Origin of the sequence: Acidovorax sp. Root217 (assembly GCF_001428645.1) — a bacterium.
Taxonomy (GTDB): domain Bacteria; phylum Pseudomonadota; class Gammaproteobacteria; order Burkholderiales; family Burkholderiaceae_C; genus Acidovorax.
The window spans coordinates 273-13744 of the sequence record NZ_LMIH01000008.1 but is presented as its reverse complement, the minus strand read 5'-3'; the positions used below and the strand labels follow the sequence as shown (position 1 = coordinate 13744).

11 protein-coding genes and 2 tRNA genes are annotated in these 13472 nt (G+C 65.9%); 7 read left to right on the top strand and 6 right to left on the bottom strand.

Annotated features, from left to right (window positions below):
• Positions 1-38: 38 nt before the first annotated feature.
• The gene (locus ASE31_RS07570; protein WP_057200950.1) at positions 39-2189 is read right to left on the bottom strand and encodes a bifunctional diguanylate cyclase/phosphodiesterase; all 2151 of its coding nucleotides are present in this window, start codon (positions 2187-2189) and stop codon (positions 39-41) included.
• A gap of 264 nt (positions 2190-2453) precedes the next feature.
• Here ASE31_RS07570 and ASE31_RS07565 point away from each other — a divergent pair, with 264 nt between their 5' ends.
• The 3 genes from ASE31_RS07565 to ASE31_RS07555 all read left to right on the top strand — a co-directional run bounded on the left by ASE31_RS07565 (position 2454) and on the right by ASE31_RS07555 (position 4051).
• Positions 2454-3365, top strand: coding sequence for a glutaminase (locus ASE31_RS07565; RefSeq protein WP_057200949.1), 912 nt, complete (start codon positions 2454-2456; stop codon positions 3363-3365).
• Between the two features lie 349 nt (positions 3366-3714).
• Positions 3715-3790, top strand: a tRNA-Gly gene (locus tag ASE31_RS07560).
• Positions 3791-3958: 168 nt separating this feature from the next.
• Positions 3959-4051: transfer RNA gene (locus ASE31_RS07555), tRNA-Leu, on the top strand.
• A 93-nt stretch (positions 4052-4144) separates the two neighbouring features.
• Here the strand turns inward: ASE31_RS07555 and ASE31_RS07550 are convergent.
• Positions 4145-5578 (bottom strand): sensor histidine kinase, encoded by a 1434-nt coding sequence (locus ASE31_RS07550; protein ID WP_057200948.1) that lies wholly within the window; start codon positions 5576-5578, stop codon positions 4145-4147.
• Complete coding sequence (locus ASE31_RS07545) at positions 5559-6260, bottom strand: response regulator transcription factor (protein WP_057200947.1); 702 nt, start codon at positions 6258-6260, stop codon at positions 5559-5561. Before ASE31_RS07545 ends, ASE31_RS07550 begins: the two co-directional genes overlap by 20 nt.
• Before the next feature lie 132 nt (positions 6261-6392).
• Here ASE31_RS07545 and ASE31_RS07540 point away from each other — a divergent pair, with 132 nt between their 5' ends.
• On the top strand, positions 6393-6815 hold the full coding sequence (locus ASE31_RS07540; RefSeq protein WP_057200946.1) for a tripartite tricarboxylate transporter TctB family protein: 423 nt from the start codon (positions 6393-6395) through the stop codon (positions 6813-6815).
• Positions 6816-6822: 7 nt separating this feature from the next.
• Positions 6823-8337 (top strand): tripartite tricarboxylate transporter permease, encoded by a 1515-nt coding sequence (locus tag ASE31_RS07535; RefSeq protein WP_057200945.1) that lies wholly within the window; start codon positions 6823-6825, stop codon positions 8335-8337.
• Between the two features lie 212 nt (positions 8338-8549).
• Here the strand turns inward: ASE31_RS07535 and ASE31_RS33000 are convergent, their stop codons facing one another.
• Positions 8550-9890 carry a PAS domain-containing methyl-accepting chemotaxis protein gene (locus tag ASE31_RS33000; RefSeq protein ID WP_157412394.1) on the bottom strand — a complete coding sequence of 447 codons (1341 nt, stop codon included), beginning with the start codon at positions 9888-9890 and terminating at the stop codon, positions 8550-8552.
• A gap of 367 nt (positions 9891-10257) precedes the next feature.
• Here ASE31_RS33000 and ASE31_RS07525 point away from each other — a divergent pair, with 367 nt between their 5' ends.
• Positions 10258-10899 (top strand): DUF6806 family protein, encoded by a 642-nt coding sequence (locus ASE31_RS07525; RefSeq protein ID WP_057200943.1) that lies wholly within the window; start codon positions 10258-10260, stop codon positions 10897-10899.
• A 61-nt stretch (positions 10900-10960) separates the two neighbouring features.
• Positions 10961-11497, top strand: coding sequence for a M48 family metallopeptidase (locus ASE31_RS07520; RefSeq protein ID WP_057200942.1), 537 nt, complete (start codon positions 10961-10963; stop codon positions 11495-11497).
• Between the two features lie 157 nt (positions 11498-11654).
• Here the strand turns inward: ASE31_RS07520 and ASE31_RS07515 are convergent, their stop codons facing one another.
• Positions 11655-12314, bottom strand: coding sequence for a TonB family protein (locus ASE31_RS07515; protein WP_082604065.1), 660 nt, complete (start codon positions 12312-12314; stop codon positions 11655-11657).
• A gap of 41 nt (positions 12315-12355) precedes the next feature.
• Entirely contained in the window at positions 12356-13234 is an 879-nt protein-coding gene (gene murI / locus ASE31_RS07510) for a glutamate racemase (protein WP_057200940.1), read from the bottom strand.
• Positions 13235-13472: the final 238 nt, after the last annotated feature.

Here is a 13472-nt window from a genome sequence, read left to right as displayed (position 1 = left end):
GGGGGGGGGGGGGTCGCATGGCAGGCCCGTGCCCGCGTTCACAGGGGCGCGAGCGCACCCACCAGCGAGGGCGTGAAGTCCGCACCGCCCTCGGGCTTGGCCCCATGGGCCCATGCCAGCAGGGCGGCGGGTGGCATGGGGCGCGCGAACAGAAAGCCCTGCAGTTCGTCGCAGTCCATGGCCAGGAGGATGTCGCGCTGTCTCTCGGTCTCCACCCCCTCGGCCACAACACGCAGGCCCAGGGCGTGGGCCAGGCCCACCACGGCGGCCACCACGGCGCGTGCGTTGGTGCTGTGTTCAAGGTCTCCCACGAAACTGCGGTCGATCTTGAGCTGCCGGGCGGGCAACTGGCTCAGGTAGCGCAGGCTGGAGTAGCCGGTGCCAAAGTCGTCGATGGACAGGTACACGCCGATGTCGCCGAGCCCCTCGAAGGTGCGCTGCACAGCCTTGATGTCCTCCATCGCCACGGTCTCCGTGATCTCGCACAGCAACTGCGATGCGTCCAGGCCATGGTCCTGCAGGGTCTGCCCGATGCGCTCGACCAGGCCTTTGTCGCGCAGTTGGTGCACGGACAGGTTCACCGCCACGCGCATGCGCAGGCCGTCGCGGCCCCACTCGGCGGTCTGGCGGCAGGCCTCGTCGATGACCCATTGGCCGAGACGGCCGATGAGGCCTATCCGCTCCGCCAGGGGAATGAACACGAGCGGGCTGACCATGCCGTGGCGCGGGTGGTTCCAGCGCAGCAGGGCCTCGACACCGCTGATCTGGCCACGCCGCCCGTCGATCTTGGGTTGGTAGTGCAGGGACAGTTGTCCCCGCTCCAGCGCATGGCGCAGATCGCCCTGCAGTGCCAGCTGCTCCGACACGTCGGACACCATGTGGGGCTCGAACAATGCGTAGCAGCTGCCGCCTGCGCGCTTGGCGGCGTACATCGCTGCGTCGGCATTGGCCACGATCTTGTTGCTCTCGCTGTGGCCCGGGTGCACCACGATGCCGATGGAGCAGGAGATCTCGATGCGCCGCCCCGATGCCTCGAAGGGCTGCGACAGCGACGCCAGCACCCTCTGGGCCACGGAGATGCAGGCTTGTTCGTCGGCCACGTCGTTGAGCAGGATCAGGAACTCGTCGCCACCCACGCGGGCCACGGTGTCGCAGTCACGGGCCTCGTCGCGCAGGCGCGATGCCGCCTTGCGGATCACGACATCGCCCACTGCATGCCCGAAAGAGTCGTTGATGGGCTTGAACCCGTCCAGGTCCACGAACAGCACGGCCATGCGTTCGACCACCCCGTCGTGGTTGCTGCGCTCCAGCCGGCGGGTGGCCTGGGCCAGGCGGTCCTCGAACAGCAGGCGGTTGGGCAGCCCCGTCAACGGGTCGGCAAAGGCGCGCTGCTGGAGCTCTTCGTTGGCGGCCTGCAGGCGCGCGTTGCTCTCGTGCATGGAATGCGATGCGCCGCGCGCGGCGCGCTGCAGCCGGGAATCCAGGATGGAAGTGAGCAAGGTGACCACCAGCAGTGCACCCGCAATCATGGCCACAGCCGTCTGCAGGCCGGGCCCGCCCAGCTCACCGGCCGTCAGGCAGACCGAGCCCGCCGCGAAGCTGGCGGCCGCCATGCCCAGGTAGTGCGTGCCGCAGATCGCCATGGCGAACACGAACGCCGCCGCCAACTGGTAGCCCATGCGCCGGGGCCGCTCCACCCGGCGCAGCAACTTGAAGATGAGCAGCGCCAGCGTGGACGCGAGGAACGACACCAGCACCGACAGCGCCACCAGCGGCATGTCCCAGGTGATGCCGGGCGACATGCGCATGGCGGCCATGCCCAGGTAGTGCATGGCGGTGATGCCGCCGCCCATCGCCATGGCGCCAAGCAGGATGCGCAGGTTGTCGAGCCGCTTTCGGCTGGCCAGTTCCAGGGCTATGCCGGATGCCGCCATCGCCGCCAGCCAGGACGCGAAGGTCAGCCCCTGCGAGTAGCCGATGGGAATGGGCAGCTCCAGCGCCTGCATGCCCAGGAAATGCATGGACCAGATGCCGGTTCCCATGACCAGCGAACCCGCAGCCCACCAGGCCAGGCCGATGTCGCGTTGCGAGGTGCGCACCCTGCGGGCCATGTCGAAGCTCACGTAGGAGGCGAACATGGCCATGGCCAGCGACACCGCCACCAGGAAGAGGTTGTAGCTCGAAGGCATGAACGCTGTCACGAAAGCTTCCGATCCCGATCAAAGGTGCAGAAATGGCCTGACAGTGAGCAGGCCAGGCGACCATGGCGCCCCCTGCAGTTTGGAGCCCTGGATGCGGACACGACCCGATCCGCAGAAAGCGTACATCTGTCGCGCGAAAAAGAGGTTAGGAAATGCAAGCGAGCTATCTTCCCAGGGGCTTTCGCGCTGCGCTGTAGGTGAAAGGCCCGTCGGGCTGCTGCGGCCGATGGATGGCTGATCGACAATCACGCCATGCAATTCCAGCCCATCCTTGAAGAAATCGTCGAGACAGTGCGCCCTCTGCTCGGCGCACAAGGTCACGTGGCCAACTACATCCCGGCGTTGGCGCGGGTGCCAGCGGCCCAGTTCGGCATCGCGCTGCGCACCTGCGATGGCCAGGAGGCGCAGGCCGGCGACAGCGGTACACGTTTCTCGATCCAGAGCATCTCCAAGCTCTTTGCCCTGACCCTGGGGATGGGGGCCTTGGGCGATGCCCTGTGGGACCGCATCGGCCGCGAACCTTCGGGCAACCCGTTCAATTCTCTGGTGCAGCTCGAGGCCGAGCAGGGGACGCCGCGCAACCCCTTCATTAATGCCGGCGCGATTGCCGTCACCGATCGCCTGGTCAGCCAGGGTGATGCCAAGGCCGCCCTGCTGCAGCTGCTGTCCAGTCTGTGCAATGAGCCGGTGCACTTCGACGAGGAAGTGGCCGCCTCAGAGGCTGCCACCGGCTTTCGCAACATGGCGCTGGGCAACTTCATGAAGAGCTTTGGCAAGATCGACAACGATGTCGCGGCCGTGCTGGATGCCTACTTTCACCACTGCGCTGTGGGCATGAGCTGCCTGCAGCTGGCGCGCGCCACCGGCTACCTGTGCCGCGATGGCCGCCACCCGTTCAGTGGCGAGCAACTGCTGACCGAGCGGCAGACGCGCCGCATCAATTCGCTGATGCTGACCTGCGGCACCTACGACGCGGCCGGAGAATTCGCGTTCCGCATCGGCCTGCCCTGCAAGAGCGGCGTGGGTGGTGGCATCGTGGCGGTGGTTCCTGACCGCCTGAGCCTGTGCGTGTGGTCGCCTGCGCTGGATGCAACCGGGAACTCGCTGCTGGGCATGCACGCGCTGGAACTGTTCACCACCAGGACGGGGCTGTCGGTGTTCTGATGGCGGACCTTCGACGCGGCCGCGCTGCGCAGCAGGCCAGTGAGCATCTCCCGCACGACCGAGGCCCTCGATCCTGCACACTGCACGCCGGTTCCGTAGTAGCATGGAACCGCCGCAGCACCAGCGGCTTCCTCCCCTCGTGACCATCACGAGTTCAAGCCCGCCTCCATACGGGCTTTTTTCCGGGTGGAGCATGGGCGGCTCCAGGTCGATCTGCAGTGCGCTCGCCCTGTGCCGCGCAAGGCAGACGCAAATTTTTTGGCGCTGAGGTTTGCAAGCCCAAAAAATGGTGCTATAATTTGAGTCTTGCTGATGCAGACTGACGGTAACGACAGCAGCACAGTGAAATGCGGGAATAGCTCAGTTGGTAGAGCGCAACCTTGCCAAGGTTGAGGTCGAGAGTTCGAGACTCTTTTCCCGCTCCAGATTCAAAAAGGGAAGCTTAGGCTTCCCTTTTTTCTTGGCGTCGTGCAATGGCCGCTTCCGATGCGGCCATTGTGTGACCGGATGCGACAGGGCATTGCACACCTGCACGGCCCACGCTACGCTGCAACACAGGTCCGTGCCTTGCACGGCCGCCGTGGTCAGCCGGCGCCCCGATGGTGAAATTGGTAGACACTGCGGACTTAAAATCCGCCGCTTTCCTGAAAAGGGGCGTGCCGGTTCGACCCCGGCTCGGGGCACCAGATAACGGTTTGAAGCTATCAATTGCATAGCTGTCTTTTCCGCAATTCTCGAATCATTTCCGCAGGCGCCACGGCCCGTTGTCCTCAGCCGTATCACTCCCCGGCGGTCGGCAGCCATACGCTGGCGACCAGACCCGGGCCGTCCTGCGCAGGCGCCAATTCCAGCCCTCCACCCATCAGCTGCGCATAGCGCGCCACGATGGACAGGCCCAGCCCCGCACCCTGGCCCAGGCGCACGCCTTGATCGCCCTGCGCCCAGCGCTGCAGCAGGCGCTGGGCCAGCGCGGCGTCCACACCAGGGCCGTTGTCGGCCACGCTCAGCACCGTATGCCCGCCGCGCACCTGCAGTGCCACGGTGATGCGCGGCGGGCTGCCGTGCCCGTAGCGCAGCGCGTTGTCCAGCAGGTTGTTCAGGATGCCCTCAATGAGTGCGGCATCTGCGCGCACCTGCACGGTCTGGTCCAGGCCTTCTGCGCCCAGGTCCACGCCCAGGGAGTCTGCGCGCGGCAGGAGGCGCAGCAAGACATCGCGCACCAGGGTGTTGAGCTCCATCGTCTGTAGTGCCAGGGCAATGCCGCCTTCGGCCGCGCGTGCCAGCGCCAGCAACTGGTCCACCGTGCGGCTGGCCCGCTGCTCGGCCTCGGTGATGCCTTGGAGCTCGCTGCGCCAGACGGCGGGGTCGTCCTGCGCCAGCGCGTGGGAGGCCTGCGCGCGGATGCCTGCGAGCGGTGTGCGCAGCTCGTGCGCCACATTGCCGGCGAACTCGCGCTGGGCGTGCAGGCTGTGCTGTACCCGTGCCAGCAGGCCATCCAGGGCCACGCCCAGGCGTTGCACATCGCTGCTGCCCGCCTGCTGCGTCAGCGCCTGGGGCAAGGGCTGCAGGTCGGCCGCGTCGCGCTGGTCCACTGCATCCTGCAGGGCGGTCAGTGGCCGCAGGTCGCGTTCGATGCCGCGCAGCAGCCAGGAGCCCAGCACCACCAGCAGCCACAGCTGGGCCAGGCCTGAATAGACCAGCAGCCTGCGCAGCAGGTGCGTGCGCTCGGCCGTGGTCTGCGCCATGACCACCGTGAAGGAGGGCGTTCCCTGGGTGAGCAAGGTCACGCGGCGCAGCTCCAGCCCCTCGCGCGCGAGCTGCGAAAACGCATGGGTGCTGCCCGGGGCCACCGTGCCTGCCGCCAGCCCATGGTCGCCAGCGATGAAGCTGCCGTCGGGCCCGTACACCGCAAACCACACCGTCTCGCTCTGGTCGAAGCGCAGCAGGTCCACCTCGCGGGGCGTCAGGTCGATCCGCAGCGTGCCGGCGCCCTGGCCGCTGCGGTCGTTGTGGCCGCCGCCGTGCACCAGCGCCGCCAGCGCATGGGCGTCGTCCAGCAGGGCGCGGTCAAAGGCCTGCGCCACGAAGTGGTTGCCCACGCCCAGCACCACGGCGCTGCCCAGCCCCCAGATCAGCAGCAGCGACAGCAGCACGCGGCGCCCGATGCGCTGGCGCAGCGCGGGCGGGCGATGGCTATGCGGGGCCAGTGGCATCGTCCTCCAGCACGTAGCCCAGCCCGCGCAAGGTGCGTATGGCGGCGCCGCTGCCCGCAATCTTGCGCCGCAGGCGCGAGAAGGAGGCTTCCAGTGCGTTGTCGCCCACCACCTCGCCCGCATCCGACAGGCGCGCGGAAAGGTCGCCCTTGCTCAGCACGCGGCCAGGGGGCGTCATCAGCTCCCACAGCAGATCGAACTCGCGCGCAGGCAGCTCCAGCGGCTGCCCGGCCACGCTCACGCGGCGCGCCTGCCGGTCCAGCGCCAGCCGGCCCACGGAGACCAAGTCGGCCGTGCCGCTGGCGCGCCGCAGCAGGGCGCGCAGGCGGGCCTCGACCTCTTTCAGTTCGTAGGGCTTGCCCAGGTAGTCGTCGGCCCCGGCGTCCAGCCCGGCGATGCGTTCCTCGGTGCTGTCGCGTGCGCTGAGCACCAGCACGGGGGTGCGGTCACCGCGCGCGCGGGCGCTGCGCAGGGCGGTGAGCCCGCTGCCCAGGCCACTGCGGGCGTGCGCCGCATGGGGCAGGTTCAGGTCCAGCAGCACGGCATCGAAGGCCTGAACGGCCCACCAGTGCTGGGCGTCTTCCACGGTGTGGGCCAGCTCGACGCGGTGGCCCGCGTTCTCAAGGCCCCGGGCCATGGTGCGGCTCAGCACGGGGTCGTCTTCCACCAGGAGGAGGCGCATGGGAGGAGGGGGCTACGTGGAATTACGCATGGCCGGGATCAGCCTGCGATCAGGTTCGATGGAGATAGTCCTCACGTCAGCATACCCCAGCCATAGGGGCATTCCCATCAGCCTTTCTGGAGACAACACTACATGGTCAATCGCAATCTCGTCCGGGGCTTTGCCCTCATGGCCCTGGCGCTGGGCTTCGGCCTGCCGTCGATGGGTTACTCGCTGGGCCAGCTCAGCCGTGCCGGCCCGGGGCTGTTCCCGTTCATCGTCAGCTGCATGCTGTTCGCCATCGGGGTCATCACCGTGGTGCGCGCGCGCCTGGTGGCGCCGGTGCCGATGGATTTCCAGGTGCGCAACATCGCCATCATCCTGGGCAGCCTGTGCGGCTTTGCGGCCCTGTCGCACTTCGTGAACATGATTGCGGGCATCGTCTTCCTGGTGTTCTGCTCGGGGTTTGCCGGCACGTCGTACTCGGTGGTGCGCAACCTCAAGATCGCCGCGGTGCTGGTCGGCATCGCCTTCATGTTCCAGAAGCTTCTGGGCGTCAACCTGCCGCTGTACTGAGGTCGCCATGGACGTTCTTCACAACCTCGCGTTCGGCTTCAGCCACGCACTGACACTGCAGAACCTGATGTTCTGCGCCCTGGGCTGCACCGTGGGCACCCTGGTGGGCCTGTTGCCAGGCCTGGGCCCGCTGGCCACCATCAGCCTGCTGCTGCCGCTGACCTATTCCATCGACACGACCGGCGCGCTGATCATGCTGGCCGGCATCTACTACGGAGCGCAGTACGGCGACAGCGTGAGCGCCATCACCATGAAGATCCCGCACGCCAGCTCCATCGTGGCGTGCATCGACGGGTACCAGATGACCTTGAAGGGCAAGACGGGCCTGGCGCTGTTCACTGCGGGGGTCTCCAGCTTCATCGGCGGCACGGTAGCCATTGTGGTGCTGGCGTTCCTGGCCCCCAGCCTGGGCGAAGTGGCCTTTCTGTTTGGCCCTGCGGACTACTGTGCGCTGATGCTGGTCGGCTTCGTGTGCGTGAGCTTCGTCACCACCGGCAGCCTGCTCAATGGCCTGGCCATGTGCATGGTGGGCGTGCTGCTGGGCTCGATCGGCACCGACGTCAACAGCGGCCTGGCGCGCTTCACCTTCGACATGCCCTTCCTGGCAGACGGCGTGGGCATCGTGAGCATTGCGCTCGGCTGCTTCGGCATCGCCGAGATCACCAAAAACCTGGATGCGCGCGAAGAGCGTTCGCCCTTCAACGGCAAGATCAAGCTGATGCCCACCTGGCCCGAGTTCAAGCGCATCATCCCCAGCGCCCTGCGTGGCAGCGTGGTGGGCTCCATCCTGGGCATTCTGCCCGGTGGCGGGCCGGTGATTGCACAGTTTGCGGCCTATGCGCTGGACAAGAAGGTCAGCAAGTACCGCCACGAGATCGGTACCGGCTGCATCGAGGGCGTGGCCGGCCAGGCCGCTGCCGACGAGGCCGCCGCGCGCACCAGCTTCATCCCGCTGATGAGCATCGGCATCCCCGAGAACGCCGTGATGGCACTGATGATGGCCGCCTTCATCATCAAGGGCATCCAGCCCGGCCCGAACATGATCGCCGGCCACCCCGAGCTCTTCTGGGGCCTGGTGGCCAGCATGTGGGTCGGCAACTGCTTTTTGCTGATCCTGAACGTGCCGCTGGTGCGCTACTGGCTGTCGGTGTTCAAGATCCCGTACAACGTGCTGTTCCCGGCCATCCTGTTCTTTTGCTGCATCGGCACCTACAGCATCAACAACAACCTGGATGACGTGTTCATTACCGTGGCCTTCGGCGCCCTGGGCTACCTCTTCATGCGGCTGGCGATGGACCCTTCACCGCTGATGCTGGGCTTCATCCTGGGCCCCATGCTGGAGGAGAACTTCCGCCGTTCCATGCTGCTGTCGCGCGGCAGCTTCGATGTGTTCGTGAGTCGCCCGATCAGCGGCACGCTGCTGGGCCTCATCGCTGCTTTCATCCTGTGGCAGACGGTGGCTTTTTTCCGTCAGCGCGGCGCCAATGCCAAGCCGTTGGCTATAGAGCCAGCGGTCACCTGAGCTTCAACCTGCGCTTGGTGAAGGCAAGGGCTGGCCGCCATGTGGCCAGCCCTTGCTTTTCGCGTCTTGTGGATGATGGCGTTCGGTCACTTCGCGCTCCGAGTTTTCATGCGGATTTGCATTCAATCGGATAGCCAGGCGGGGAGCCGCAGACAGTGCTTTCGCACGGCAAGGCGACCGAATGACTTTATACGTTTGAAGGCAAAGCCGCATTAGTGGCGAGAAACAGCTGTTTCCAGCAATCCCATCGCTTTGTGCACGGCACCCATCCGTTTGCTTTGGGCGTGGGCTGCTTGCACGATGTCGCCCATGGCATTCGAAGCGTGCGTGGCCGATGCCTGAATGACGTCCATGATGCTGCCTGTGGCCTGCACATGGGCGTCGCCATCGCGCACCCGCTGGGACGATGCCGCAATCAAGGTCTTGATCTCCTGGGCAGCGCCAGCGCTTCTCTGGGCAAGGCCGCGGACCTCGTTGGCCACCACCGCGAAGCCTCTTCCCTGATCTCCGGCACGTGCGGCTTCCACCGCCGCATTGAGTGCCAGCAGGTTGGTCTGGAATGCAATGCCATCTATCAAGCCGACGATCTCTGCAATGCGCTGCGAGTCACTGCGTATGGCACCCATCGTCTCCACTGCGTCGGCGGTGGCGCTGGTTCCAGCGTGGGCCACCTGCAGCATTTTCTGGGTTTGCTGGTGCGCTTCATTGGCCTTGCTGGCGCTCTCGGACACCAGTGCATTGAGCTGCTCGAACGCGATCTGCAGGGTATGGGTGGCTTCGAAGCGCGCCGTGATGTCGGTCGCGTACTTGACGACCTTGAATGGCCGGCCCGTGCTGTCCATGACCGGGTTGTAGCTCGCTTCGATCCATACCGATTGCCCGTTCTTGCCCACCCGCTGGAATTGGCCTGAATGGACATTGCCAGAACCAAGGCGGTGCCAGAAGGCCAGGTAGTCGGACGTATTGCGCTGTTCTGGGGGCACGAATATGCGATGGTGCTGCCCTACGATCTCGCGCTCGTCCCGATACCCCATGGCGTCGAGAAAGTTGCGGTTGGCTCGCATGATGGTCCCGTCCAGTCCGAACTCGATGACGGCCTGTGCACGGTTGATTGCCATCAACTGGCTTTGTGCTTCGGCATCTCCCAGTGCCTGTGCGGTGATGTCCATCGCGTACTTCACGACCTTGAGGACCGTACCGTCCTCGCGCACCACGGGGCTGTAGTTGGCTTGCAGCCAAATGTTGCGGCCATCACCGCGCAGGCGCCGGCAGCGGCCAATGAAAGCCTCGCCCCGCTTGAGCTTCTTCCAGAAGTCCGAATACTCGGCGGATTGCGCTTCCTGGGGATCCACAAAAATCCGGTGGGGCTGGCCGGCAATGTCTTTCAATGCATAGCCCATCGCGTGCAGGAAATTGTCGTTTGCGGCCAGGATCACGCCCTCGGGAGTGAATTCGATGACAGCTTGATTCCCGTACAAGGCGCGGAGCTGGCGCCGCATCATGCGGCTGCCAAAGACGGTTCGCAAGAACCCCGAGGGAATGGACTTTCTCATGGAAACACCTGGTTGCACTTCTGGAGGCGATAGAGTATTTGCGCGGTTGCATCTTCTCTGTAGTCAATTGCGCCGTCTGGCTGCACGCTTTTGCCGGTAGTCGCACCTTTGCGCCAACACTACGATCGGATGGGCCTGCCCCATTGATGGCGTGCAGCTTGTGCCGTGTGCCCCCTGCGCGGGGCCATGTGCAATGGCTTCTGCGCCACGCCATCCAAATGGCCTTGGCGCCATGAGAAAATAGCGCTATCGTGGGGCTGAAAGGCTGCACCAGCGCCGACAAGGCTCCATCTTTCCCCCATTCCAGGGCAAGCCAGCAGGCATGAGGCTTGCCGACCCCGGTTACGGGCACTATTACGATCCAGTCATGTCAAGTTACAACGCACCCTTCGAAATCCACGTCCACGGCCAGGTCCAACTGCGCGCCGATGCCAGCTTCGACCAGATCCAGGAAGCCTTGAAGCCCTTGTGGAAGTACGCTGGCGCGCGTTCGCTGGCCGATGGCGCCGCCAGTGCCTATGAAGAAGAGCCGGGCATCAAGTTCGACGCGCAGGAGCATTTGCTGCAGATGTGCTGGACCGTGCGCGGCGATGAGGACTTCCGCCAGTCGCTGGATGAGATGTGCATGAGTCTCAACGAGCTGTCCGAACTGGGCGCTGCCATCGAGGTCACCTTCTACGACGCCGACTTCGATGAAGACGAAGACGGCGAAGAGGGCGCCGAGTCGCGCGACGACTTCCTGATGCTCTTCGTGGGCCCCACGCCGGCCGCCATCATGCAGGTGCAGCGCGACCTGCTGGTGCAGGACGTGGTGAACATGATGGAACGCCATTTCGACGGCGCCGAGCTGGGTGGTGTGGTGGCCGAGATCGACAAGCTGTTCAGCCAGCGCTTCGATGCCCTGGTGAACTCGCTGGAGATCGGCAAGCCCCCGCGCGGCCCCGGTGGCGGCGGCTCGGGCGGCAGCGGCCATGGTGGCGGCGGGCGCCGTCCGCGCCACCTGCACTGATCCTTCGGTTCCCCAGCATCAGTCTCCCAACGGCCCTTCAGGGAAGTGGGGAGCGTGACGCATGACGACGACCGCCCCGGCGCTGCTGCCCTACCTGCAGTCCTACCCCGCCCCCTTGCAGCAGCAGGCTCGCGACCTGCTCGCCCAGGGCCGGCTGGGTGCGGCGCTGCTGCGCAAGTACCCCGAGGCCCATGCCGTGCGCAGCGACAAGGCGCTGTACGACTACGCGCAGGAGCTGAAAAGCCGCCACCTGCGCAATGCGGGCACCGTCAACAAGGTCATCTTCGACAACAAGATCCACGTGGTGCGGCATGCCCTGGGCCTGCACACCACCGTATCACGGGTGCAGGGCAACCGCCTCGCCACCAAACATGAAATCCGCATCGCCGCGATGTTCAAGCAGGGGCCGGACGAGTTCTTGCGCATGATCGTCGTGCACGAACTCGCGCACCTGCGCGAGAAGGACCACGGCAAGGCCTTCTACCAGTTGTGCCAGCACATGGAGCCGCAGTACCACCAGTACGAGTTCGATCTGCGCCTGTACCTCACGCATGTCGAGCACTCGGGCGAGCGGCTGTGGGGTGGGGAGCCTGCGTAGCGATGTGGGCGAAACCGAGGGGGTGGGTTGCCGAGCGCTGGCGGGGCTCATACGGATTTGCATTTGATCGTATAGCTAGGCGGGAGCCGCAGACAGTGCTGTAGCACGGCAAGGCGAACCAACGACGCTATACGGTTAAAGGCAAATCCGTATCAGTTCATCCCCACTTGCAGCGCTCCTGGGCCGGCACGGGTTCGGGCGCGGGTTTGTCGCTGTCGCGGTTGAAATCGAAGCCGGTGATCACCACCAGGCGGCGGTAGACCGGCGAACCATTGGCCATGGGCCTGGCCGGTGGCGTGCCGAACGGGGCCGAGGCGTGCACCAGCTTGAGCATGTGCTCGTCCAGCGCCTTGTCCTGCGATGACTGCAGCACGTCTGCCTGTATCACCGCGCCGTCGTTGCCCAGGGTGACGCCCACCACGCCCTGGCCGTACAGCTTGCGCCCGTCCTGGGTCGGGAAATAGCGCGTGCCGCAATCTTCGATGCGCATCTTCATGCGCTCGTAGTAGGTCTTCATGGGCGCGCTCATCTTCGCGCTCGGTGATATGTATAGATCCCGGGGAAGGTTGGCGCGGCCTTCGATCTCCGCGATGCGGGCGCGCAGCCGCTGCTTGCGCACGGTCTCCGGCATCTCCGCCAACTGGCGCTTGAGGTCCTGGATCATGGCGCGCTGGGCTTTTTCAAGCTCCGCGATCTGTTCCTGTGCCAGGTCCTGTGGCGAGGGTGCGGAAGGAGGGGCTGTCTGCGCCACGGCGCAGGCCACAGCCAGCAGCGGCACGAGGGTCATGAGCCGTAGGGCTCGCAGGGAGGTGGTCATGCCGGGTCGGTCGTCAAGAAGCGCCAAAAAAGCCAGCGCGCCTAGGCTGCGCTGTGTTCGGTGGTGTGAGATGCAATCGCCACCGTCTGGCAGCAGTCGGCGGGCAGGTCCAGCCAGCGCTGTGCCGCTGCCTGCAACTGGGGCAGGCCGCCGGTGGTGAAGAGCTGTGCCTGCGGCGCCCCCGTGCTGGCGGCTGCCAGCAGGCCGGCGCTTTCGAGCAGGCGCCGCGTCTGGCGCGCCACCGGCTCGCCGGTCTCGATGAAGCGCACCGTGGGCCCCACCAGCGTGCGCAGGTCGCGCTCGGCAAAGATGTAGTGCGTGCAGCCCAGCACCAGCGTGTCGATGGCACCGGCGCCGGTGCCGAAGGCGCCCATGGCGTCGATGTAGCGTTCGCACAGTTCCCAGGTCTCGGTGCCCTGGGGGCTGGCGGGCACGGGGCGGTCCACACTGCGTTCGATGGCGTGGGCCAGGCCATCGCAGGGCTGTACCACGAACTCGGCCTGGCCCTGCAGGCTGGCCAGCAGCTTGCCGAACTTGGCGCTGGTCAAGGTGCCGCGCGTGCCGATCACGCCCACTCGCCCGGTCTGCGTCACGGCCAGGGCGGGCTTGATGGCCGGCTCCAGCCCCACCAGCGGCAGCGCCGGGTAGCGGCTACGCACCTCGTGGATGGCCGCAGCCGTGGCCGTGTTGCAGGCCACCACCAGCGCCTTGATTCCATGCTGCTCCAGCAGGTAGCGCGTGATGGCATGCGTGCGCGCGCCCACATAGGCATCGCCGCGCTCGCCATAGGGGGCATGCGCGCTGTCGGCCAGGTAGACGAAGCGCTCGTGCGGCAACTCGGCGCGCAAGGCCCGCAGCACGCTGAGGCCGCCCACGCCGCTGTCAAAGACGCCGATGGGCTGGGAATTCGGGAAGGTCATTGCGGGAAGGGACGGGGCGGGCGGTGGAAAAGAAAAGCGTGCCGAGCAATGTAACTCCACCACGCCTGCGGCGCACGGGCACCGGTATGAAAACCTGTCGCGTGCCAAGAAAAATCCCCCGGCCGTGCCTGATGCACTGCCGGGGGATCGGGGTCTTGGCCGGGCTCTTCAACCAGCGCCGTCAGCCGGTCAGGCCGCTGCTACCTCGATACCGCGGAACTCGCCGGTGGCAATGCGT

Coding starts and splice junctions, on each gene's coding strand:
- ASE31_RS07570 (WP_057200950.1), bottom strand. CDS start 2,189: ATGCCTTCGAGCTACAACCTCTTCCTGGTGGCGGTGTCGCTGGCCATG.
- ASE31_RS07565 (WP_057200949.1), top strand. CDS start 2,454: ATGCAATTCCAGCCCATCCTTGAAGAAATCGTCGAGACAGTGCGCCCT.
- ASE31_RS07550 (WP_057200948.1), bottom strand. CDS start 5,578: ATGCCACTGGCCCCGCATAGCCATCGCCCGCCCGCGCTGCGCCAGCGC.
- ASE31_RS07545 (WP_057200947.1), bottom strand. CDS start 6,260: ATGCGCCTCCTCCTGGTGGAAGACGACCCCGTGCTGAGCCGCACCATG.
- ASE31_RS07540 (WP_057200946.1), top strand. CDS start 6,393: ATGGTCAATCGCAATCTCGTCCGGGGCTTTGCCCTCATGGCCCTGGCG.
- ASE31_RS07535 (WP_057200945.1), top strand. CDS start 6,823: ATGGACGTTCTTCACAACCTCGCGTTCGGCTTCAGCCACGCACTGACA.
- ASE31_RS33000 (WP_157412394.1), bottom strand. CDS start 9,890: ATGAGAAAGTCCATTCCCTCGGGGTTCTTGCGAACCGTCTTTGGCAGC.
- ASE31_RS07525 (WP_057200943.1), top strand. CDS start 10,258: ATGTCAAGTTACAACGCACCCTTCGAAATCCACGTCCACGGCCAGGTC.
- ASE31_RS07520 (WP_057200942.1), top strand. CDS start 10,961: ATGACGACGACCGCCCCGGCGCTGCTGCCCTACCTGCAGTCCTACCCC.
- ASE31_RS07515 (WP_082604065.1), bottom strand. CDS start 12,314: ATGACCACCTCCCTGCGAGCCCTACGGCTCATGACCCTCGTGCCGCTG.
- murI (WP_057200940.1), bottom strand. CDS start 13,234: ATGACCTTCCCGAATTCCCAGCCCATCGGCGTCTTTGACAGCGGCGTG.